Source organism: Streptomyces cupreus (assembly GCF_014257025.1).
Taxonomy (GTDB): Bacteria; Actinomycetota; Actinomycetes; order Streptomycetales; family Streptomycetaceae; genus Streptomyces; species Streptomyces cupreus.
Genome location: NZ_JACMSF010000042.1, coordinates 16,593 through 36,654, shown reverse-complemented (window position 1 = coordinate 36,654; position 20,062 = coordinate 16,593). Strand labels below are relative to the sequence as shown.

Below are 20,062 nucleotides of genomic sequence, written 5' to 3'. Positions count from 1 at the left end.
CGGCTCCCACCCCATGACCTCGGTCACGTCGCTCACCGATCTCGTCAACCAGCGCCTCGCCGACGCCCTCGCTTCCGCCCTGCCGGAGGCCGACGGAGTCGACCCGCTGCTGCGACGAAGCGACCGGGCCGATTTCCAGGCCAACGGGATCCTGGCCCTCGCCAAGAAGGCGAAGGCGAACCCGAGGGAGCTGGCGGCGCAGGTCGTCGGCGGCATCGTCACCGGTGATGTGATCAAGGACGTCGAGGTCTCCGGGCCCGGCTTCCTGAACGTCACGATCAGCGACAAGGCGATCACCGACAACCTCGCGGCGCGCTACGCGGACAGCGACCGCCTCGGCGTGCCCCTCGCCGAGAACCCCGGCATCACGGTCATCGACTACGCCCAGCCGAACGTGGCGAAGGAGATGCACGTCGGTCACCTCCGCTCCGCGGTGATCGGTGACGCCCTGCGCGGCATGATCGACTTCACCGGCGAGAAGACGATCGGCCGGCACCACATCGGCGACTGGGGCACCCAGTTCGGCATGCTCATCCAGTACCTGATCGAGAACCCCGGCGTGCTGGCCCCAGCGTCCGAGGTCGACGGCGAGCAGGCGATGAGCAACCTGAACCGGGTGTACAAGGCCTCGCGTGTGGTCTTCGACTCGGACGAGGAGTTCAAGGAGCGGGCGCGCAAGAGGGTCGTCGCCCTGCAGTCCGGCGACAAGGAGACCCTGGAGCTGTGGCAGCAGTTCGTGGACGAGTCGAAGGTCTACTTCTACTCCGTCTTCGAGAAGCTGGACATGGAGATCCGGGACGACGAGATCGTCGGCGAGTCCGCGTACAACGACATGATGGCGGAGACGGCGCGGCTGCTGGAGGAGACCGGTGTCGCCGTGCGCTCCGAGGGCGCGCTCGTCGTCTTCTTCGACGAGATCCGCGGCAAGGACGACCAGCCGGTGCCGCTGATCGTGCAGAAGGCGGACGGCGGCTTCGGCTACGCGGCCTCCGATCTGTCCGCGATCAGGAACCGTGTCTTCGACCTGCACGCCACGACGCTGCTGTACGTCGTGGACGTCCGTCAGTCGCTGCACTTCAAGATGGTCTTCGAGACCGCGCGCAGGGCGGGCTGGCTGACCGAGCACGTCACCGCGCACAACATGGGCTACGGCACCGTGCTCGGCGCGGACGGCAAGCCGTTCAAGACGCGTGAGGGCGAGACCGTACGGCTTGAGGACCTGCTGGACGAGGCCGTGCAGCGGGCCGCCGAGGTCGTACGGGAGAAGGCGCAGGACCTCACCGAGGACGAGATCCAGGAGCGGGCCGCGCAGGTCGGCATCGGCGCCGTGAAGTACGCGGACCTGTCGACGTCGCCGAACCGGGACTACAAGTTCGACCTGGACCAGATGGTGTCGCTGAACGGCGACACGAGCGTGTACCTGCAGTATGCGTACGCCCGGATCCAGTCGATCCTGCGCAAGGCGGGCGAGACGAAGCCGGCCGCGCACCCGGAGCTGGCGCTGCACGAGGCGGAGCGGGCGCTCGGCCTGCATCTGGACGCGTTCGGTGACACGGTCTTCGAGGCGGCGGCGGAGTACGCCCCGCACAAGCTGGCCGCGTATCTGTACCAGTTGGCGTCGCTGTACACGTCGTTCTACGACAAGTGCCCGGTGCTGAAGGCCGAGACGCCGGAGCAGGTCGAGAACCGTCTGTTCCTGTGCGACATGACGGCGAAGACGCTTCACCAGGGCATGGCCCTGCTGGGCATCCGGACGCCCGAGCGGCTGTAGCGGAGCAAGGAACCGCGGCCCGTCCTCTCCCCCGCGGGAGGACGGGCCGCGGCGTTCCATGGGCGGCCGGCTCAGCAGCCGATGGAGTTGAAGTCGGCGAACGCGGCCTTGGTCTTCGATCCGGCGATCCCGTCGACGGTGAGGCCGTAGTCGAAGATGTTCAGGTAGCGCTGGAGCGCCTTGATGGTGTTGGGTCCGACGACTCCGTCGACGGCACCGGCGTTGAGGCCCAGGTCGTTGAATTTGTTCTGCGCCGCCTTCCAGCTGTTGGTGCCCAGCTGTCCGTCGATGGCGCCGGGGTTGTAGCCCGTGTCGCGCAGCCAGCACTGCCAGTTCTTGGCCTGGGTCGTGTTCAGGCCCAGGTTGTTCACCGCGAGCGGGGCCACGGCCTCGGCACTGACCGCCGGCCTGGTCTCCGGCGCGGTCGCCGCGGAGGCGGTGCCCGCGGCGGCCAGGCTTCCGACCGCGATCCCCACCGCGGTACCGGCTCCGACGAGGGTCCTCGTCACTGCTCGCATCTTCTTCCCCCTTCGAGTGGGCGGCGTTGCGTTGCCATCGAGACTGCGGGGCGGGCGAAGGGGAGCGCCACAACCGCCGGGGAAGTGACGGTGTCCCGGGACGTCCCGCGCGCTGACCTGCGGGGACCTGGTCCGCCGGGACGGTCCCGCGGGACGCCCGATGGCCGGTTCCGTACGGCCCGGGGAACCGCACGTCGTGCTCGGCCGTGGTTCCAGGCATGTCGCGTTGGAAAGAGCTGCCCGCCGAACTGAGCCCTCAGGTACGTCAGTTGGTGGTACGTCTGCGTCGGCTGAAGGATCACAGCGGGCTCAGCGTGCGGCAGTTGGCCGCGAAGACCGGGTACAGCGCGAAGTCCTGGGAGCGGTATCTGGGCGGCCGCTCGCTGCCGCCCCGGGAGGCCGTGGAGGCGATGGCCCGCATCGGCGGCGACGACCCGACGAGACTGCTGGCGCTGCACGAGGTCGCCGCGGAGGCCTGGGCCGCGCGCCGCTCAACGTCCGAGCAACCGCAGGGGCGTTCGGTGCGGATCGCGTTCATGGCGGGGGCGGTGGCCCTGGTGGTGGCCATCTCCACGTCCGTCGTGCTGATCGCGCGGTTGACGGACGGCGGGGAGGATCGCGCGTCGGCGCCCCCGCGGCCCCCGTCGGCGTCAGGGTCGAAGCGGACGTACGAGTGCCGGGTGGAGCGGAGCGGGGACGGGCGCTGGTACGCGGGCAACAGCCGTACGCAGGACGCGATTCTGGCGTACGGCCAGGCGGGCCCCGAGGTCGCGGAGGCGCAGTGTCTGCTACGGCGGGCGGGGTTCCGGCCGGGTGAGATCGACGGGATCTACGGGCCGTTGACGCAGGGCGCGGTCAAGCGGATCCAGGAGCGGGAGGGTCTGGTCGTGGACGGCATCATCGGGCCGCACACCTGGAAGGCTCTGCGCGGATGACCCGTACCCGACTGGCCGCCGAGCTGCGGGAGTTGAGGGCGCGCACGGGCCTGAGCATGGCGGCTCTGGCGGGCCGGACGACGTACAGCAAGTCGTCCTGGGAGCGCTATCTCAACGGCAAGGCGCTGCCGCCCCGGCAGGCCGTTCAGGATCTGTGCCGGATCGCCCATGAGCCCGAGGGCCGGTTTCTGGCGCTGTGGGAGATCGCGGAGGCGGAGTGGAGCGGGCGGGCGAAGGACCCGGGGACGCCCGGCGAGCGGCGCGGGCGGCGGCGCGCTCCGCTCGTGGCCGTGGGCGCCGTACTGCTGGCCGCGGTGGTGACGGCGACCCTGCTCATCCTGCCGGGCGACGACGGCGAACCGACCGCCTCCCCCGCCCCCACCGGCCCCCGCTGCCGAGGAACCGCCTGCGAGGGCCAGGACCCCATGCACATGGGCTGCGGCAAGGGCCCCGCCACCCTCGCCGAGCACCACACGGCCACCGGGGCCTGGGTGGCGCTGCGCTACAGCGAGGCGTGCGGGGCCAGTTGGGGCCGGATGTGGGGCACGCGCGTGGGTGACCGTCTGGAGGTGGACGCGGGCGGCCCGACCCGCAGCAGGAGGATCGAGGACGACATCGACGCGGAGTCGTACGTCTACACACCAATGACCGCGACGAGCCCCGGAACCACGGTCCGGGCATGTTTCCGGCCCGCGGACGGCCGCCGGGAGTGCGTCGACGCCCGCGCCCGTCAGAGCTCGATCCCGAACTCCTCCTTCAGCAGCCGCTCGATGTCCTCGTCCACGACCTCGCGTGCGCTGACCGTGCCGTCGGCGAGGGTCTCCGTGAGGACGTTGCCGTGGAGGAGGACATGGCGTTCGGCGGTGACGCGCTGGACGTAGCGGCTCTGGGTGAACGGGGAGCGTGGGTTCGTCCCGACGTGCCAGTTGAACACCTCGTAGTCGGGCTTCTCGAAGGGGTCCAGGGTGAAGGCGTACTGCTGCTCCCAGCCCTTCCCGTCATGCGCCTCCAACACCCACAGCTCCAGCGGCCCGTGGTGCGGGGCGTGGACGAGCCGGTGCCGGCGGCCCGCGTCGTGGAACTCGCCGCCGGTCTTCAGCGGTACCGGCTCCAGCAGCGCGCCGATGGCTCCGAAGCCGACGTCGGCGAGGTACGGCTGCTGGTCGCCGGGGGCATGGACGAGCAGCGTCATGTGGGTGCGCGGCCGGCTCTCGGGCCGGTCCGCGCCGAGGACGACGCGTGCCGCAAGTCCGGTCACCCGGAAACCGAGGGCCTCCAGCGCGTGCCGGAAGAGGGTGTTGTGCTCGTAGCAGTAACCGCCGCGACGGCCGTGGACCAGCTTGGCCATCAGGTCACCGAGGTCGAGCGAGGGCGCCCTACCGCTGACGGGGTCCAGGTTCTCAAAGGGAATGGCACAGGAATGCGCGAGATGGACCCCCCGCAAGGTGCCCCGATCGGCCCTGCGCTCCCCGGCCCATCCAATACGGCCGAGATACACGTCGAGATCGAACTCCAGTGTGTCGGACATCCCATAACCCTAGGCAGCCACCCGGGCCCCCGTCGGCGGTCCCCGGCCGCAACGGCGCCGGGACTTCGGTCCTAGACGAGTCTTCCGAATGCCTTCGGGCATGAGACGAGGGTGCTCAAGATCCGTTTGTGACGACGAACTTGACCATCCTGCGCATCCCACTCTGGTTCCATTGGGGGCTACGGCTGTTCCTGGTGTGCACCCCGACCGGAATGCCGATTCTGAGGGCCCTGGCGTGAGCCGTCCGGCCTGCTGCTGATCACGGACAAGGGCACCGCGTCCGGGGTCGTCGAGCGGTCACCGTCCCAGCAAGGCATCACGCTGCTGTGTCCGTCGATGACGCGAGGCTGTCCGGGCCGGAGAGCCGATGCTCAAGAAGGTCTGTCAGCTGATCAAGTCGATGAACGACACGCTCAAGGGCTGGCTTGACCTGGAACAACATGGTGGCCGTACATGCGGGGGCGTGGCCGTGCGCGTCGCACAGCGCGTCCTCGCGCTGGCCGCAGCGCTCTGGCACAACTTCCAGACTGGCCAAGCGTTCAGGCGCACCTCCACGGTGACGGGATCACGCGCGCCAGCGAGCTGGCCCCGCTGACCGCTGACAACTCCCCAGCGTCTCGCTACCGTTGATGGACTTGCTGTAACTACTGTGCACCCGAGGGGAATTGACCGCGCCGGGAGACGGCGTCAGGAAAGGCACGGGGGGACATGAGCGTCATCGACCAGGCAAGGGCCACCAGTACGACCGCTCTGCGGGCCGATCCTACGATGCCCGACCGGGACAGCGGCGGCCCGCGCCCTCGTTCCGACGCGTACCCCGATCCGCACACCGATCCGGCTCCGCCGGTGCTGAGCGAGGAGGTGAAGACCGCCGCCGGCCGGGTGCGCCCGCCTGCCGACCTGACCAATCTGCCCCCGCTGCCCGCGCAGCCGTTCGTCGGCCGGAGCGTCGACCTCGACCGCTTACGCCAGTCCCTGTCCCGCTCCGCAGGGCGCGGCATCGTCACCCAGGCCACGGCGACCGCCACCGCGGTGAGCGGTCTGGGCGGTATCGGCAAGACGGCCCTGGTGCTGCGCTACGCCCACGCCACCCGGGAGACGTACTCGCTGGTCTGGTGGATCACCGGTGAGAGCGAGGAGCAGATCGACACCGGCCTCGCCGACCTGGCCCTGCGCCTGTACCCGTCCTGGGCCGCCCACGCCACCGCCCGGGAGCGTACCGAGTGGGCGCTGACCTGGCTGGAGAGACATCACGGGTGGCTGCTGGTCTACGACAACGTCGAGCACCCGCAGAACCTGACCCCGGTAATGGGGCGCCTGCTGGGCCACGGCCACCAGCTGGTGACCAGCCGAAGCCGGGGCGGCTGGCCGGAGGGCGCGGATCTGGTCGACCTCGACGTGCTCGGTGATGAGGAGTCCGTAGAACTGCTGCGCGCCACCGCCGGGCACGTGGGTGGCGGAACGCACGACGAGTTGGTCGCGCAGCTCGCCGCCGACCTCGGCCACCTGCCGCTGGCTCTCACCCAGGCGGGGGCGTATCTGCGGGAGACTCGGATGCGTCTCGACACCTATCGCGAGCGGCTCGCCCGGGTTCCGGAGTTGGTCCTCACTGACGGGGCGAGCCGCTCGGGGCGGACGATCACACAGATCTGGCGGACGAGTCTGGAGACGATCCGCGGGGCCCACCCGGTGGCCGTACCCACGTTGTACGCGCTGGCGTGGTTCGCCGCCGAGCCGGTCCCGCGCGAGGTAGCGAGTCGCTTGGCGGGAGCGAAGGACGAGGTGCTCGCCGCGCTCGCCGCCTACCACCTTGTCACCTCCGGCCCGGACGGTCTGTCCCTGCACCGCCTGGTCCAGAAGACCCTGCGCCAGGCCTCCCCCGCCGAGGCCCCCAACGCCCGCGACCGTGCGGAACGCGCCCTGGCGGCGGAGTGCGCGGGCGCCACACAGGAGCGCCTGCGCCAACTGCTCGTCCACATCCAGGCCCTGGCGTCCCCGGGCCCGCCGCCCACCACGCCGAGCAACGACATCCTCGCGATGTACCGCCGGGGCGCCGAGGAACTGATCTCCCGCGAGCAACAGTCCCTCGCCATACCCCTCATGGACCGGGTGGTCCAAGCCGAGACCCATGTCCCTGATGACGAGGCCCTCGCCGACCGTGACCGCCTGGCTGACCTGCACACCCAGGCGGGCAACCCGGCCCGGGCCGTCGAGCTGTACCGCAACCTGTACCTGGACCGCCGCCGCCTGCACGGCCCGGACGCCCAGGAGACCCTGCGCGGCCACCACGACCTGGCCCTGGCACACCACAAGGCGGGCGAGGCGATCCGGGCCGTACGGGAACTCAGAACCGTGGTCGCCGACCGCCTCCGCGTCCAGGGTTCCGAGCACGAGGACACCCTCACCGCCCGCGCCGACCTGGCGAAGGCCCTCCAGCAGGCGGGCCATCACGAGGAGGCGGTGGCCGAGTTCGAGTCTGTCCATGCGGACCGCGAGCGACTGCTGGGCGACCGTCACGAGGACACGCTGGCCGCCCGCACCGGCCTAGCCAGGGCCCACGAAGCGGCCGGGGACCACCGCACGGCGCTGCGGCTGTACGAGGCCGCCGTGACGGACCGGACCCACGTACACGGACCGGACCATACGGAGACCCTGAAGAGCCGCGGCGAGCTGGCCTCGGCGCACTCGTCGGCGGGCGACCCGGTCACGGCGCTCGGCCTGTACGAGGAACTCCTCGCCGACCGCGAACGCGTGCAGGGCGAGGACCATGCGGACACCCTGCGCTGCCGCCAGCACCTGACTTACGCACGCTGGGACGTGGTGGGCCCAGACGCCGTACTGCCGGAGTTTGAGGCGCTGGCGGAGCACAGCGCCCGGGTGCGGGGCCCGGACGATCCGGCCACGCTCGACTATCGCGACGACGTCGCGCGGGTCCGGCGAAGCCGGGACGACTACGCCCAGGCCTTGGCCGACTACGAGGCTCTCGTCGCCGACTACGCGCGCGCACTGGGCAACGACCATCCAAGCACCCTGCGAATCAGGGCCTTCCGGGCGGGCACCCGGCGCCGAGCGGGCGACCACACCCGTGCTGTACGGGAGTTCACGGAACTCGTCACCGTCCACACCCGCCTGTACGGTCCGCTGCACCCGACGACCCTGACGGCGCGAGCCAATCTGGCTCTGGGTCACTGGTCGGCGGGTCAGTGCGCCGAGGCAATCCGAATCTTCGAGGCTCTGGTCCCGGACCGGAGCAGTGTCCTGGGCGAGCGGCATCCCAAGGTGCTGGCGACGCGCGAGGACCTGGCCCGTGCCCGGCAGGCGTCAGGCGACCACGAGAGTGCGGTCGCGGAACTGAAAGGCCTGTTAAGCGACTTGACCACCACGCTCGGGCACCCGCAGGACCACCAACGGGTGCTGGAGTTACGGCGGACCCTGGCCGAGGCGTTCTCCGGGGCGGGCAGCCACGCGCAGGCCATCGAGGTGTACGACGAACTCGTGGCCGTGCAGGAACGGCTGTATGGCCACGAACACCCCTGGACAATGGGCAGTCGCGAGCAGCGAGGGCTGGCCCTCCTCGAGGCCCGGCGGTACCGGGAGGCAGCCAGGGCGTTCGACACGCTCGTCGCCGACCGCACCCGGATCCAGGGTCCCGAACACAAGACGACTCTGAGAGCCCGGCATCGGCACTGTTGGGCGCTGCGTTTGGCGGGCGAGCACAGCAATGCTGTCGCGTCCTACGAGAAGCTCCTCGCCGACCATCTCCGGCTCCAAGGCCCGGAGACCACCAACACCCTCGGCGTCCGCAACAACCTGGCACTGGCGCGCTCGTCGGCCAGGGATCACGAGCGGGCGTTGAAGGAGCTGTCCGAGCTGCTGGCCGACCGCCGCCGGCTCTTCGGAGCCGATGCCCCCGTCACGCTCCTGGTCCACGAGAATCTGGCATGGGCCCATCGGATGGCCAGCGCTCCGGAGCAGGCCGTCGCCCTGTACGAGGAAGTCGTGGCGGCTCGGACCCGGATCTCCGGCGCCGGCCACCCCGACACTCTGTCGGTCCGGGAGGAACTGGCACTGGCCAGGCGGAGGAACGGCGACCACGAGAGCTCGCTCAGTGATCTCGAATCCGTGCTGCGTGACCGGATCCGCCTGCACGGATCGGATCACGCGTCCGTACTGTACGTACGCCTGGAAATGGCCCAGGGGTACAGCAGGCTGGGCAAGCACGAAGCGGCCGTAAGCCTCGCGGATGAAACGGTCGCCCAGCACACGCGCGTGCTCGGCCCCGACCACCCCAGGACGCTGACCTCCCGCCGGGTGCTCGCCTACGTGCGGCTGCAACACGGCCGCTACGGCGAGGCGATCGCCGGGTACGAGTCGGTGATCGCGGACCAGGAGCGGATCCTGGACTCGGACGACACTGAGACCTTCTGGACCCGGGACCTGCTGGCGGCCGCCCACGTCCACCGGCGCGACCACGCCCGCGCCATCGCCGTACTCGAACAACTCGTGGCGGACCGCACCGCGGTCCAGGGCCCGGAGCACTTCGCGACCCTGTCCTGCCGTCTGGAGCTGGCCAGAAGGCGGGAGTTGGCCGACGACCGTGTGCGCGCGCTGCGGGACCTGGAGGCTCTGGGCGAGATCTTCGAGCGCCTGCTGGGCCCCGACCACCCGGACACCCTGGACGTGTGGGACGACATCGCGTGGGTGTGCTCGGGTCCAGCGGTCGCGGGCCGGGCGGTGGCCGTCGCCGAGGAATTGGTACGGCGTCTCACGCGTCTGTTCGGCCCGCTCGACGCCAGGACACTGGACGCCCGTGTCAGGCTCGTAAGTGCCCTTGGGGAGGCGGGCCTCCTCGGGCGCGCGACTGCGGAGGCGGCTTCCCTGCTGGAGGACCGCCGCGGCCTCCTGGGCACCGACCACAGGGTCGTCCTGGCCACCGGCCGCCTACTGGCCCTGTTGCTGCGGGGCCGGGGCGAGCGCCTGGGTGCCATTAGGGAACTCACGGCTCTGATCGAGGCCGCCGATCGGGCATGGGGGCCGGGGCATCCGGACACGACCGAATACCGCGTCTCGCTTGCGTTCGCCCACTGGGAGGCGGGCGACACCCGGCAGGCGGCGATCCTTCTGGACGAGGTCTGCCGGCAGTACGCGAAGGACCTTCCCGACGAACACCTCGCTCGGCTGGAAGCGCGCGCCCACCTGATCTGGCTGACGGCGGACATCGGCCCGGCGGACCGCGCGGTGCGCGACGCACGAAGGCTGATCGCAGACGCCGCCCGCCACCACGGTCAGGGCAGCCGGGTCACCTTGGATCTGATGAACGTGCTGGCCCACGCCCTGCTCCAGGCGGGCAAGCCGGACGAGGCGCTGGAGGTCCTGAGCCACAGCCTCCGCTCGTACGCCGCACTCGTGCCGCACCTCCGCCTCCCTACAACCCCCGACGCCATCACCGAGGCACACCGGCGTGCGGCGGAGGCCCCGATGAAGCCGGGCTGGGCTACGGATCAGCCGGAATGGACTCAAGCGGGCGTGGTCGTCGAGATCTTCGCCGCGTGGCACGCCGGGTTCCTTCCCACCTTCACCACCGAACTCGCCCACGTCCTCTCCGCCACCGGCACCCCCGAAGCCGCCGTAGACCTCCTGAACGCCGTACATGCAGCCCGCGCCACCCTGTTCGGCCCCGACCACCCGGACACCCTGGAGAGCCTCACCGAGCTGGCCTTCGCCTGCCTAGAGGCCGGCACCCCGGACCTGGGACCAGCGCACGACGAGCTGCTGGCGGCCTGGGAGCGGGTGTACGGCCCGGACCACCCCGACATCCCCCTCCTGCGCTGGCGGCTACGCACCGCGCGCCCGGCGTGGCGGGCCCGGCTGCTCCTGCTGGAGGAGACACCGTTGGTCGGCAGCCCGGCACGGCTGGAGGTGCGACTGGAGCGGGTGCCGGGCGTCCCGCCGACGGACCTGGGCCGTGTGGTGGTGACCGCAGGCTGCCGCTCGTCCGCCACGGTCGATCCTCCGATGGCCGAGTACGAGCCGGACGACCCGACCCGGTTCACCTTCACCGCGCGGGAACCGGGCGAGCACGACGTACGTTTCACGCTCTACGACCACGCGTCAGGGCACATGTTGCAGGAGATCAGGGCGGTCTTCCCGGTGCTGGGGGACAGGCCGCACGGCACGGGGGAGGGCAACGAGAATGGCGCTGGAGATAGCCGTGGAGATCGTCAGGGACCCGTCCCGCGGCTTCACGGGGATACCACCGCAGCGAACTGAGGAGCCGACCCAGCCGACCCTCCCGCCGAGCGGCTTCCTCCCTCAACTGAGGGTGACCATCCGCTCCGAGTCCGACGGTCTGCACATCGAGGTGAACGCCCCGCGGCCACACGCACCCTGGGACCGGGAGTGGCACAGCGCCAGACTGGAGATTTCCGAGCGGCAGCTGTGGGAGCTGGGCGGCCGGCTGCGCACGCTCTGGCAGAACAAGCTGGTTCGTTATCAGCGCCCCGACGGGGAGTACGGCGGCCAGGTGGGCAGCTTCCCGCTGGCCGAGGCGACTGACCTGACCGACTACGCGCAGGTGACGGACGCCATCACCACTCAGCTTGCCGACCAGGGCCATGCGTTGATGGAGAAGGTGTTGAAGGGTGGCGGCGACGAACTGCGCCTGGTCCGGGACTTCTTGATGGCCGCGCTGACAGATCGCGGGCCAATGCGGGTCAGTTTCGCCTCCTGCGTCAATCTGCCGTGGTCGATGCTGGCCGTGAACCCGGCGGAGTGCGCCGAGCCCTGGGAGGCGTTTCTGGGCTGCCTGCACCAGATAGAGCAGGGCGGCGACGACGGCTGGAACCACGCCCCGCTCGGCAAGCGTGACCGGGCGGCGACCAGCCTCAATAAGGACACGGCCCTGGACGGCGTGGGCCGCGCCGCAGAGGTGCACCGGCTGCTGGACGACAGGTCCGAGCTGGTCGTGCGCACTCGGGGCGACGAACTGCTGGAGGCACTGTCCCGGCACATCCTCGACGAGGACGTCATGTACTTCTGGTGCCATGGCCACTATGTCGATGTCGGCGTCGACGCTTCCCACGGCGGCTCAGGCCACGGTCTCTCGGTAAGTCTCTCCGACGGGGAACCGATCGACGGCCCCGCCGTGTCCTGGCGTCGCGACGGCATTCCGCGCACACGCCAGGCCCGGTTCCGCCCGTTCGTCCTGCTGAACGCTTGCCACACTGGCCGGGGTGCTGCCATGGGCTCCCTCAAGCACCTGGGTCAGGAACTGCGCGCGATGGGCGCCGATGGCGTACTGGCCCCGCAGATCGAGATCCCGCAGGTCTTCGCGACCGAGTACGCCTACTGCTTCCTGGAGCTGTATCTCGCGGGCAAACACACGGCAGGCGAGATCACCAGGGAGCTGGTCCAGCAGTTCGCCGACAAGTACCACAACCCCCTAGCCCTCGCCTACGCCCTGCACTGCGGCATCGACAGCAGGCTGAACCTCGAATCATGATCCCGGCCGAGATCGAACTCGACGAGCAAGGGCGCCTGGTCCTCCCCGGCGCCGCCACCCCCGTCCCCGTCAACCGTGTCGCCGACCACCTCTCCCGCCGCCTGCGCATCCCGTCCTGGGCGACCGACGTTCATGTGTACGTCCACGGATGGCAGACCCCACCCGATACGGCGACGAGGACTGCCTTACGACTGCTGCGCCAGGCCCTCGACCTGTACGAGGCCGTGCCCGAGCGCTATCCCGGCCTCAAAGCCGGTTACCGCCCGTGGTGCGTGGTCGTCCGCTGGCCATCCGCCAGCAAGCGCACCCTCGGCGGTTACCGCATGATCAGGGACCGCGCCCATGCGATGAGCGCGGAGGGCAGGGGCCACGCCCCGTATGTCATCGGCCACTTGCTCGGCTACCTGGACAAGGAGCGGGGCGCCCCGAAGGGCCCACCGGTCATGGCGGGCCGCGACGGCAAGTACCTCCACCTGATGGCTCACTCCTTCGGCGGCCGGTTCGTCTGCGAGGCGATGCAACGGGCAGCGGAGCGGCCTCCGGTCCTCGGCTGGAGCATGGCCCGCGACCCCCGGCGCCCCTTCACCGTGGACAGCGCCCTGATCTTTCAGATGGCCGCGCCGCGCGATGTCTTCGTCCACCGCTTCGGCACCCTCTTCCCGACGGCCGACCACCCCGGCGCCCCGCTCCGCGGCCCGATCGCTCTCACCCATTCCCGCTGGGACCGGGCCACCGGCTTCTGGCACCTGCGCGCCGAGGGAGCAGCTGGAATCGGACACTCGGGCGTCGGCGTGGCTCCGGTCCCGCAGTTCTCCACCCGGCTGCTACCGACTGACACCGTCTACCCGCAGGAAGTCTTGGACCACCGTCTGGTCAACATCGACGCCGACTGGCTCTACCAGGGCAGCCGTCTCACCCGCCTGCACCCCTCCGGCGCCCATTCCGACTTCCTCCACCCGGAGTCTGCCCACCTCCTGCTGACCCTGGCCGAACGCTCCCGCTGACTGCGCGGTCACAGGCTGAGCACGGCCCGCAAAGCGATGTCGACGCGCTCCATCTGCTCGTCGGGTACGTCTCCGTGGTACTTGCCCTGCTCAAACCGCGTAAGGCGGAAGTTGTAAAGGTCCGGCGCAAGGACCACGCCCCGCACCGGCGCCGTGACCCGTACGGTGACCAGCGACTCCCGGCGCTCCCCCGACGTGTCGAGGAGCGCGCACAGAACCGCGCCCGGATGCAGCTCGGCGACATGGTCGTTCTGGACGACGACCACGATACGGTCCCGTCCCACGGTGGGAACCGTCCACACCTGCCCACGCCTCAGTTGTCGCACAGGTCTTCCTCCGCCGCGCTGTACAGGTCGTCCAGGTCGTCGCCGATGCGAGCACTGTCCTCGGCGTAGAGGATCATGGCATCGCGCAACAGCTGATCTCTTATGGCCCGCGCGACGAAGGCCGAGAGGTTGCCGTCCGCCGCCTCACGCGCCGCCTGAAGGAGTTCGTCCGGCACCGTCACGGTGAGCTTACTGGTCGCCATACCATTAGTTATACCAGCGATCGGGCCCACCAATTGGCATTCCGAACTCGCACCACACGACCTTGCCGGGATCCCGCCGCCCCACGCCCCATTTGTCGGCCAGCGCTTCGACGACGAACAGCCCCCGCCCGCCCTCGTCACCGCGCTCCGCGGCCAACGGCCACTCGGACCCGCTATCGTGCACCTCCACCCGCAGCACGTCGCCGTCGTACCGGATGCGCAGCAGGAACCCGCGTCCGGGCGGCGCGCCGTGCAGGAGTGCGTTGGTGGCCAGCTCGCTCACGCACAGCGACACGTCGTGGGCCCGCGCCCATGCGCCGAGCCCCCAGTAGTGCAGCGACCACGAGGCCAACCGCCTGGCTGCGGCGACGGATCGACGGTCCCGTCGATAGAGCTGCTCACGCTGGTAAGGGAGTTGGCTTTCTGTATTCACGGCACGAATGTCGCGCAGAGTCACTAGCGTGGATCAGCGAGTGAACCCGTACAGATATTTTGTACGGGTTCCTCACCGGTGACGTACGCCTGCTCCGGGGGATTGAGACCAGCATGAGCGCGAAGAGGCCGCCGCGGCCGAAGAACCTGACCTCGATGAAGATGCTGGGCAAGCAACTGGCCGCGGCTCGCCGCAGCGCCGGGTACACGCAGAGCGAACTGGCTGCGCTGGTAAAGGTCGACGAGGAGACGATCGCGTCGATCGAGCAGGGGAGGCGCAGCCTGAAGCCGGATCTGGCGGCGCTGTTGGACGAGGTGCTTCAGACCAAGGGGATGTTGTCGGTGGGGGTGGCCAACCTGCCGGAGATCGACCAGTTCCCGATGTGGGCGGAGCTGTACATGGAGCATGAGCGGGAGGCGATCGCGCTGTCCCTCTATGCCAATCAGGCGTTGCCTGGCCTCCTTCAGACGCGTGCCTACGCTGAAGCCGTACTCCGGGAACGGATTCCGGCCTACGCAGAGGAGGAGATCGAGGCCAGGGTCGCGGGACGTCTGGAACGCCAGGAGATCCTAAACTCCAGGAACCCGCCGACACTGAGCTTCGTGGTGTGGGAGCCGGTGCTACACATGGGACTCGGCGGCCCCGCGGTGCAGGCGGAACAATTGCACCACTTGCACGCGTGCGCTGAACTCTCGTGTCTGTCACTGCAGTTCCTGCCGATGACAAGCAGGTCCCACGCCGGGTTGGACGGCCCCTTCGTCCTCCTGGAAACCCCGGACCACCAGCACCTCGCCTACATCGAGGGGCAACGTGGCAGCCAGTGGGTTTCCGACGCAGATGAGGTGTCCAGGCTCGCTCGCAAGTATGCGATGCTGCGAGCACAGGCCCTGTCCCCACTGGAGTCGAGGAGCCTGCTGGACCGTCTGCTAGGAGAGCAATGAGCACCGCACTTCAGTGGTTCAAGTCGACCTACAGCGGCAGCGAAGGCGGCGAATGCCTCGAAGTCGCCGTCTGCCCCCACACTATCCACATCCGCGACTCCAAGAACCCCGAAGAAACGGGCCCCACCCTCCGCCTCACCCCCACCACCTGGGCCGCCTTCACCGCCTCCCTGCGCTAAAGCCCCGCACTCAGCCACCGCAGCCCCTCCCCGATCCGCTCCGGCGTCTCCGTGACGAAGCACAGCCGCAGCGTCGAACGGTCGGGCTCACCGGCGTAGAAGGGTGCCCCCGGCACATAGGCGACGTCCTGCCGCACAACCTGCGGCAGCAGCTCGGTCGTGTCGTACGACGAAGGCAGCCGGACCCAGAGGAACATGCCGCCCTCTGGACGGTTCCAGGTCGAGCCGGGCGGAAGAGCCTCGGCCAGGCCCGCGAGCATGGCATCGCGCCGTTCGCCGTAGACGCGCGCCACTCGGGCCACGTGGGCGTCCAGGTCCCGGTCCGCCAAGTAGCGGGCAGCCGCCAGCTGGTTGACGGTCGGGGTGTGCAGATCGGCGGCCTGCTTGGCGACGGCGCAGGCGCGGCGCAGTTCGGCCGGTGCGCGCAGCCAGCCCAGGCGCAGTCCGGGTGCCATGACCTTGGAGAAGGAGCCGAGCAGGACGGTACGGTCCTCGGCGCCCGGGTGTGCGGCGATCCACGGCACGCGCTCGCCCTCGAAGCGCAGTTCGCCGTACGGGTCGTCCTCGACGATCCACAGTCCGTGCCGGGCGGCGACGGAGGCGACGGAGGCCCGGCGGGCGGGGGGCATGGTGCGGCCGGTGGGGTTCTGGAAGGTGGGGACGGTGTAGAGGAGCTTGGGCCGCTCGCGGACCACCAGTGCCTCCAGCGCGGCGGGGTCGACGCCGTCCTCGTCGCCCGGCACGGCGACGACGCGTGCGCCGGTGAAGCCGAAGGCCTGAAGTGCCGCCAGGTAGCAGGGGCTTTCGACCAGCACGGTGTCGCCGGGTTCGAGCAGCGCGGTGGCGAGCAGGGACAGCGCCTGCTGTGAGCCGGTGGTGACGAGGACGTCGTCGGCGTCGGTGGCGAGCCCCCGCACGGACATCCGCGCGGCGAGCGCGGCCCGCAGCTCCGGCTCGCCCTCGGTCGTGGAGTACTGGAGCGCCTGCGCGGGCACTTCGGCGAGCACCGCCCGGTAGGCCGCCGCGATCCCCTCCACGTCGAACAGCTCCGGCGCCGGCAGCCCGCCCGCGAAGTTGATCACCTCGGGCCGCGCGGTGACGGCCAGGATGTCCCGTACCGGCGAACCCCCGATGGACCGGGCCCGCGCGGCGAGCGGCGGAACGGGGGCTGGGCGGGACGGCGCGGGCTCGACGACGGTCACGACGGCTCCTAGAAGGCAAAGGCGACTCTTGCCCGCACCTTAGGGAACTAAGTGGCGCCTACAAGCAGCTTTCCGCGATACGGACGGCCGAACTCCGCGATCTATGTCCCGTCCCGGGCCCCCGGGACCCGAAGTCGTCGCAGGTCAACGGCCGTTCCAGACGTCCCACGTCCCGAATCCGCGGCTGGGTCTGGCGGCCGCGGCCGCTCATCGCACAGGCTGAAGCCCTCCCCGGAACCCACCACCGAAAGGGCCCGCCCATGTCCGCACGCCGCCCCGCCGCCCGGCTGCTCGCCGCCCTCGTGCTCATGGGCGGGCTGCTGGGCGCGCTCACCGGATGCGAGGACGGCGAGGGCCTGCGCGACGAGGGCCCGTCGACAAGCGTCCGGCAGACGCCCTAGGCGCCGCCTCCGCCGGACGGGATCCACTTCTCGCCGCCGAGCGGGAACTCGTACCCGGCTCGGCCGTTGTTGCCGCTCGTACGGAACGGCTTGCCGCCGTCGTCGATGACGAGCTTGCCGTGCCGACTGCCGCTGGACCAGGCCAGCTCCAGATACCACCGCACGTCGTACGCCGAGGCGTCGGCCGTGATCCGGAAGACCTCAGGATCGGACTCGCTCACCTTGAACGGCAGGTCCCGCTGCCCGGCCGCCGCCACGACGACCGGACGGGCCGCGTCGAGGGCGACGGTGAAGGGGCGGGTCGGCACATCACCGCCGCAGCCGACGCCCATGGTGTAGTCGTTCCAGGCCAGGGGCGTGTCCTTGGAGACCACCTTCACGGTCAGACTGTCGAGGACGACGGTCTCCTCACCGGTGCCCTGCACGGTCATCGTCACCAACTGCTCCCTCGCCGACACACCCCCGACCGCGGCCACCCAGGCGGGCGCGTCCTGCTGGAACGGCGGCGGAGGGACCTTCGCCGGCTCCTCGTCGATCAAGTAGTGCTGGGAGCAGGGGTCTTCCCAGGTGTACGGCCGGGTGTTCACGGTCAGCAGCGGATCGGCGTCGGCCTCCTGCCCGCCGCCGTTCGCAGGGCTCGTGGCGGAGGGGGAGGCGGGAGGGGCGGTCTCCTTCTCCTCCTTCGTGGGGGACTTGGAGGGCGAGGTCTCGGCCTCCGGCGGGGAGGAGACCTCGCCGGAGGCGGCGGCGCCTACGGGACCGCGGCGACCGTCGTCGCTCTGGTGGCCGCTGTCCGAGAGGGGGTTCACCGCGAAGGCGACGCCTCCGAGGACGGCGGCCACGGCGACTCCGGCGACGAGGCCGGCGGTGCGGCGGCGGGGGCGGGAAGGGGGGTCGGAGAGCTTGGAGTCGACGGACTCGGGGTCGGTGGGCGGGAGTTCGTCCTCGGGCGCCTCGGTCGCCGGGCCCGGTGCTTCCTCCACCGACTTGCGGCCCCGCCCCGCATCCGCCAGCACCCACCGCCGATGCAGCTCCACGAGCTCCTCCGGCGAGGCCTTGCAGAGGCGGGCGAGCCGCTCCACGGGCGCGTAGTCCGTCGGTACGGCGTCCCCGTTGCAGTACCGGTGCAGCGTCGACGTACTCATGTGCAGCCGCTTGGCGAGCACCCCGTAGCTGAGCCCGGAACGGTCCTTCAACTCCCGCAGAAGCGCGGCGAATCCCTCACCGGAAGTGCCCTCGGACACCATTCCTCCATCCCCCGTCATCCCGCTCCCCCGTTCCAGGGGAAGGGTGTTTCCCCAGGTCAGACCCGTTGCGGGCGTTCCAGCGTCCCGTATCCCCCGGTGGGTACTGCGCCCGGGACAAAAGATCGCACAAGCTCTCCTCATCCACAGCCGACCCGCTGACAAGGACAAGGAATCCAGACATGCGCACCTTCCGCCACGCCCGCCTTCTCGCCGCCGCAGGCGCCACCCTCGCGACGCTCGCCCTCACCGCATGTGAGAACGGCACCGGCACCCAGGACGAGGGTGCGTCGAAGCCGACGGCCTCTACGACCACGCAGCAGCCCTCGAACGGGGAGCAGCCGGCCGGCTCGACCGAGACGAAGCAGCCGTCCTCCGGAACCGAGCAGTCGGGCCGGACCGACGAGCCGGCCGCGTCGGACGTAGCCATCTGCAACGGCTCGAACACGAAGGTCACCGCCCAGCCGGTGTCCCGCCCCCTCAACCACATGCTGCTGACGGTGACCAACACCGGCGCGAAGCCGTGCTCGCTGATGTACTACCCGGTGCTCCGCTTCGACGAGATGCAGTGGGTTCCGCAGGCCATGGCGGACAGCAAGCCGCAGGCCGTACCGACCCTCGACCCGGGTGCCTCCGGCTACGCGGGCGTCCTGCTCAGCGCGGCCGACGGCAGCGGCGAGGGCGGCATGACCGGCAAGAAGCTGACGGTCGCCTTCCAGGGCACGACCCCGAACAGCTCGGGCGGCGCCTCCGCGACTCCGGCGCTGCCGGCGAAGGGCATGTACTACGACAGCACGCTGTCGGTGACGTACTGGCAGTCGGAGGCGGAGGACGCCCTGGCCTACTGAAGCTTCTGGGCCACTTCGGTCGCCCAGTAGGTGAGGATGTTCCGCGCACCCGCCCGCTTGATCCCGGTGAGCGTCTCCAGAATGGCTCGATCCCGATCGATCCACCCCTTCTCGGCGGCGGCCTCGATCATGGAGTACTCACCGGAGATCTGATAGGCGGCGACCGGAACGTCCACGGCATCCGCGACGCGCGCGAGGATGTCGAGATAGGGCCCGGCAGGCTTGACCATCACCATGTCGGCCCCTTCCTCCAGATCGAGGGCCAACTCCCGCATGGACTCCCGGACGTTGGCGGGGTCCTGCTGATAGGTCTTGCGGTCGCCCTGCAGCGAGGAGGCAACGGCTTCCCGGAAGGGCCCGTAGAACGCGGACGCGTACTTGGCGGTGTAGGCGAGGATGGCGACATCCTCCCGCCCGATCTGATCAAGGGCATCCCGGATGACCCCGATCTGCCCGTCCATCATCCCGCTGGGCCCGACGACATGGGCCCCGGCGTCGGCCTGGACCTGAGCCATCTCGGCGTACCGCTCAAGGGTGGCGTCATTGTCGACGCGCCCTTGATCGTCGAGCACGCCACAGTGCCCGTGATCGGTGGTCTCATCAAGACACAGGTCGGACATGACGAGAAGCTCATCCCCGACCTCGGCACGGACATCCCGGAGGGCGACCTGCAGAATCCCCTCAGGATCGGTCCCCGGGGTCCCGAAGGCGTCCTTCTTGTTCTCCTCCGGCACCCCGAACAACATGATCCCGGAAACCCCGGCGGCAACGGCCTCGGCGGCAGCCTTCTTCAGACTGTCCCGAGTGTGCTGCACAACGCCGGGCATGCTGGCAATGGGAACAGGCTCGCTGACGCCTTCCCGGACAAAGGCGGGAAGGATCAGATCGGCCGGATGCAACCGAGTCTCGGCAACCATCCGCCGCATGACAGCAGAACCCCGCAACCGCCGAGGCCGAGTCCCCGGAAATGATCCATACGTCGTCATACCACCTACGCTACGCCCGCCCCGACACCCCCGATGCCGACG

17 protein-coding genes and 2 pseudogenes are annotated in these 20,062 nt (G+C 70.0%); 11 read left to right on the top strand and 8 right to left on the bottom strand.

Translation table 11 applies throughout. The features are described 5' to 3' along the window. The first annotated feature begins 13 nt into the window (after positions 1-13). Complete coding sequence (argS, locus tag H4N64_RS31030; RefSeq protein WP_186285757.1) at positions 14-1,771, top strand: arginine--tRNA ligase; 1,758 nt, start codon at positions 14-16, stop codon at positions 1,769-1,771. 71 nt (positions 1,772-1,842) lie between these two features. On the opposite strand, the gene H4N64_RS31025 is transcribed toward argS, so the two are convergent. Next, the gene (locus tag H4N64_RS31025) at positions 1,843-2,289 is read right to left on the bottom strand and encodes a peptidoglycan-binding domain-containing protein (protein ID WP_186285756.1); all 447 of its coding nucleotides are present in this window, start codon (positions 2,287-2,289) and stop codon (positions 1,843-1,845) included. 218 nt (positions 2,290-2,507) lie between these two features. Here H4N64_RS31025 and H4N64_RS31020 point away from each other — a divergent pair, with 218 nt between their 5' ends. Then, positions 2,508-3,224: a peptidoglycan-binding protein gene (locus tag H4N64_RS31020; RefSeq protein WP_186285755.1), complete on the top strand. Its 717-nt coding sequence runs from the start codon at positions 2,508-2,510 to the stop codon at positions 3,222-3,224. Further along, positions 3,221-3,895 (top strand): annotated as a pseudogene (locus H4N64_RS31015) (helix-turn-helix domain-containing protein); the annotation flags it as partial. The gene H4N64_RS31020 and the pseudogene H4N64_RS31015, both read left to right, overlap by 4 nt. A gap of 59 nt (positions 3,896-3,954) precedes the next feature. Here the strand turns inward: H4N64_RS31015 and H4N64_RS31010 are convergent. Continuing rightward, the gene (locus H4N64_RS31010) at positions 3,955-4,752 is read right to left on the bottom strand and encodes an arylamine N-acetyltransferase family protein (protein WP_186285754.1); all 798 of its coding nucleotides are present in this window, start codon (positions 4,750-4,752) and stop codon (positions 3,955-3,957) included. Positions 4,753-4,902: 150 nt separating this feature from the next. On the opposite strand from H4N64_RS31010, the pseudogene H4N64_RS46890 reads away from it, so the two are divergent. The 4 genes and pseudogenes from H4N64_RS46890 to H4N64_RS30990 all read left to right on the top strand — a co-directional run. Continuing rightward, positions 4,903-5,347 (top strand): annotated as a pseudogene (locus H4N64_RS46890) (IS982 family transposase); the annotation flags it as partial. A gap of 113 nt (positions 5,348-5,460) precedes the next feature. Further along, positions 5,461-11,022 carry an FxSxx-COOH system tetratricopeptide repeat protein gene (fxsT, locus tag H4N64_RS31000; RefSeq protein ID WP_186285753.1) on the top strand — a complete coding sequence of 1,854 codons (5,562 nt, stop codon included), beginning with the start codon at positions 5,461-5,463 and terminating at the stop codon, positions 11,020-11,022. Then, positions 10,946-12,253: a hypothetical protein gene (locus tag H4N64_RS30995; protein ID WP_186285752.1), complete on the top strand. Its 1,308-nt coding sequence runs from the start codon at positions 10,946-10,948 to the stop codon at positions 12,251-12,253. Before fxsT ends, H4N64_RS30995 begins: the two co-directional genes overlap by 77 nt. Then, on the top strand, positions 12,250-13,257 hold the full coding sequence (locus H4N64_RS30990; RefSeq protein WP_186285751.1) for an alpha/beta hydrolase family protein: 1,008 nt from the start codon (positions 12,250-12,252) through the stop codon (positions 13,255-13,257). Before H4N64_RS30995 ends, H4N64_RS30990 begins: the two co-directional genes overlap by 4 nt. Positions 13,258-13,265: 8 nt before the next feature. Here H4N64_RS30990 and H4N64_RS30985 read toward each other — a convergent pair whose 3' ends face one another. The 3 genes from H4N64_RS30985 to H4N64_RS30975 are packed head-to-tail and all read right to left on the bottom strand — an operon-like array spanning position 13,266 to position 14,219. Beyond that, positions 13,266-13,559, bottom strand: a complete 294-nt coding sequence (locus H4N64_RS30985) for a type II toxin-antitoxin system PemK/MazF family toxin (RefSeq protein WP_336246841.1) — start codon at positions 13,557-13,559, stop codon at positions 13,266-13,268. Between the two features lie 11 nt (positions 13,560-13,570). Continuing rightward, positions 13,571-13,786, bottom strand: coding sequence for a hypothetical protein (locus H4N64_RS30980; protein WP_186285749.1), 216 nt, complete (start codon positions 13,784-13,786; stop codon positions 13,571-13,573). Between the two features lie 4 nt (positions 13,787-13,790). Beyond that, positions 13,791-14,219: an ATP-binding protein gene (locus tag H4N64_RS30975; protein WP_186285748.1), complete on the bottom strand. Its 429-nt coding sequence runs from the start codon at positions 14,217-14,219 to the stop codon at positions 13,791-13,793. Between the two features lie 113 nt (positions 14,220-14,332). Between H4N64_RS30975 and H4N64_RS30970 the strand changes: the two genes are divergently transcribed. Both H4N64_RS30970 and H4N64_RS30965 read left to right on the top strand, forming a co-directional pair. After that, positions 14,333-15,160, top strand: a complete 828-nt coding sequence (locus H4N64_RS30970; RefSeq protein ID WP_186285747.1) for a helix-turn-helix domain-containing protein — start codon at positions 14,333-14,335, stop codon at positions 15,158-15,160. Beyond that, complete coding sequence (locus tag H4N64_RS30965; protein WP_186285746.1) at positions 15,157-15,339, top strand: DUF397 domain-containing protein; 183 nt, start codon at positions 15,157-15,159, stop codon at positions 15,337-15,339. Before H4N64_RS30970 ends, H4N64_RS30965 begins: the two co-directional genes overlap by 4 nt. On the opposite strand, the gene H4N64_RS30960 is transcribed toward H4N64_RS30965, so the two are convergent. Further along, positions 15,336-16,541: an aminotransferase class I/II-fold pyridoxal phosphate-dependent enzyme gene (locus tag H4N64_RS30960; protein ID WP_186285745.1), complete on the bottom strand. Its 1,206-nt coding sequence runs from the start codon at positions 16,539-16,541 to the stop codon at positions 15,336-15,338. The genes H4N64_RS30965 and H4N64_RS30960 overlap by 4 nt on opposite strands. 260 nt (positions 16,542-16,801) lie before the next feature. On the opposite strand from H4N64_RS30960, the gene H4N64_RS30955 reads away from it, so the two are divergent. Next, a complete protein-coding gene (locus H4N64_RS30955; protein WP_186285744.1) occupies positions 16,802-16,942 on the top strand; it encodes a hypothetical protein in 141 nt (46 codons plus the stop codon). Here H4N64_RS30955 and H4N64_RS30950 read toward each other — a convergent pair. Further along, a complete protein-coding gene (locus H4N64_RS30950) occupies positions 16,939-18,186 on the bottom strand; it encodes a helix-turn-helix domain-containing protein (RefSeq protein ID WP_336246839.1) in 1,248 nt (415 codons plus the stop codon). The genes H4N64_RS30955 and H4N64_RS30950 overlap by 4 nt on opposite strands. A gap of 182 nt (positions 18,187-18,368) precedes the next feature. Here H4N64_RS30950 and H4N64_RS30945 point away from each other — a divergent pair, with 182 nt between their 5' ends. Further along, positions 18,369-19,034 (top strand): DUF4232 domain-containing protein, encoded by a 666-nt coding sequence (locus H4N64_RS30945; RefSeq protein WP_186285743.1) that lies wholly within the window; start codon positions 18,369-18,371, stop codon positions 19,032-19,034. On the opposite strand, the gene hemB is transcribed toward H4N64_RS30945, so the two are convergent. Then, positions 19,028-20,020 carry a porphobilinogen synthase gene (gene hemB, locus H4N64_RS30940; RefSeq protein WP_186285742.1) on the bottom strand — a complete coding sequence of 331 codons (993 nt, stop codon included), beginning with the start codon at positions 20,018-20,020 and terminating at the stop codon, positions 19,028-19,030. The two genes, H4N64_RS30945 and hemB, sit on opposite strands and share 7 nt — an antisense overlap. Positions 20,021-20,062 lie beyond the last annotated feature (42 nt).

What these genes read in the sequence shown, in the direction of transcription:
- argS (WP_186285757.1), top strand. Translation starts at nt 14, where the DNA reads ATGACCTCGGTCACGTCGCTCACCGATCTCGTCAACCAGCGCCTCGCC.
- H4N64_RS31025 (WP_186285756.1), bottom strand. Translation starts at nt 2,289, where the DNA reads ATGCGAGCAGTGACGAGGACCCTCGTCGGAGCCGGTACCGCGGTGGGG.
- H4N64_RS31020 (WP_186285755.1), top strand. Translation starts at nt 2,508, where the DNA reads ATGTCGCGTTGGAAAGAGCTGCCCGCCGAACTGAGCCCTCAGGTACGT.
- H4N64_RS31010 (WP_186285754.1), bottom strand. Translation starts at nt 4,752, where the DNA reads ATGTCCGACACACTGGAGTTCGATCTCGACGTGTATCTCGGCCGTATT.
- fxsT (WP_186285753.1), top strand. Translation starts at nt 5,461, where the DNA reads ATGAGCGTCATCGACCAGGCAAGGGCCACCAGTACGACCGCTCTGCGG.
- H4N64_RS30995 (WP_186285752.1), top strand. Translation starts at nt 10,946, where the DNA reads ATGGCGCTGGAGATAGCCGTGGAGATCGTCAGGGACCCGTCCCGCGGC.
- H4N64_RS30990 (WP_186285751.1), top strand. Translation starts at nt 12,250, where the DNA reads ATGATCCCGGCCGAGATCGAACTCGACGAGCAAGGGCGCCTGGTCCTC.
- H4N64_RS30980 (WP_186285749.1), bottom strand. Translation starts at nt 13,786, where the DNA reads ATGGCGACCAGTAAGCTCACCGTGACGGTGCCGGACGAACTCCTTCAG.
- H4N64_RS30970 (WP_186285747.1), top strand. Translation starts at nt 14,333, where the DNA reads ATGAGCGCGAAGAGGCCGCCGCGGCCGAAGAACCTGACCTCGATGAAG.
- H4N64_RS30965 (WP_186285746.1), top strand. Translation starts at nt 15,157, where the DNA reads ATGAGCACCGCACTTCAGTGGTTCAAGTCGACCTACAGCGGCAGCGAA.
- H4N64_RS30955 (WP_186285744.1), top strand. Translation starts at nt 16,802, where the DNA reads ATGTCCGCACGCCGCCCCGCCGCCCGGCTGCTCGCCGCCCTCGTGCTC.
- H4N64_RS30945 (WP_186285743.1), top strand. Translation starts at nt 18,369, where the DNA reads ATGCGCACCTTCCGCCACGCCCGCCTTCTCGCCGCCGCAGGCGCCACC.
- hemB (WP_186285742.1), bottom strand. Translation starts at nt 20,020, where the DNA reads ATGACGACGTATGGATCATTTCCGGGGACTCGGCCTCGGCGGTTGCGG.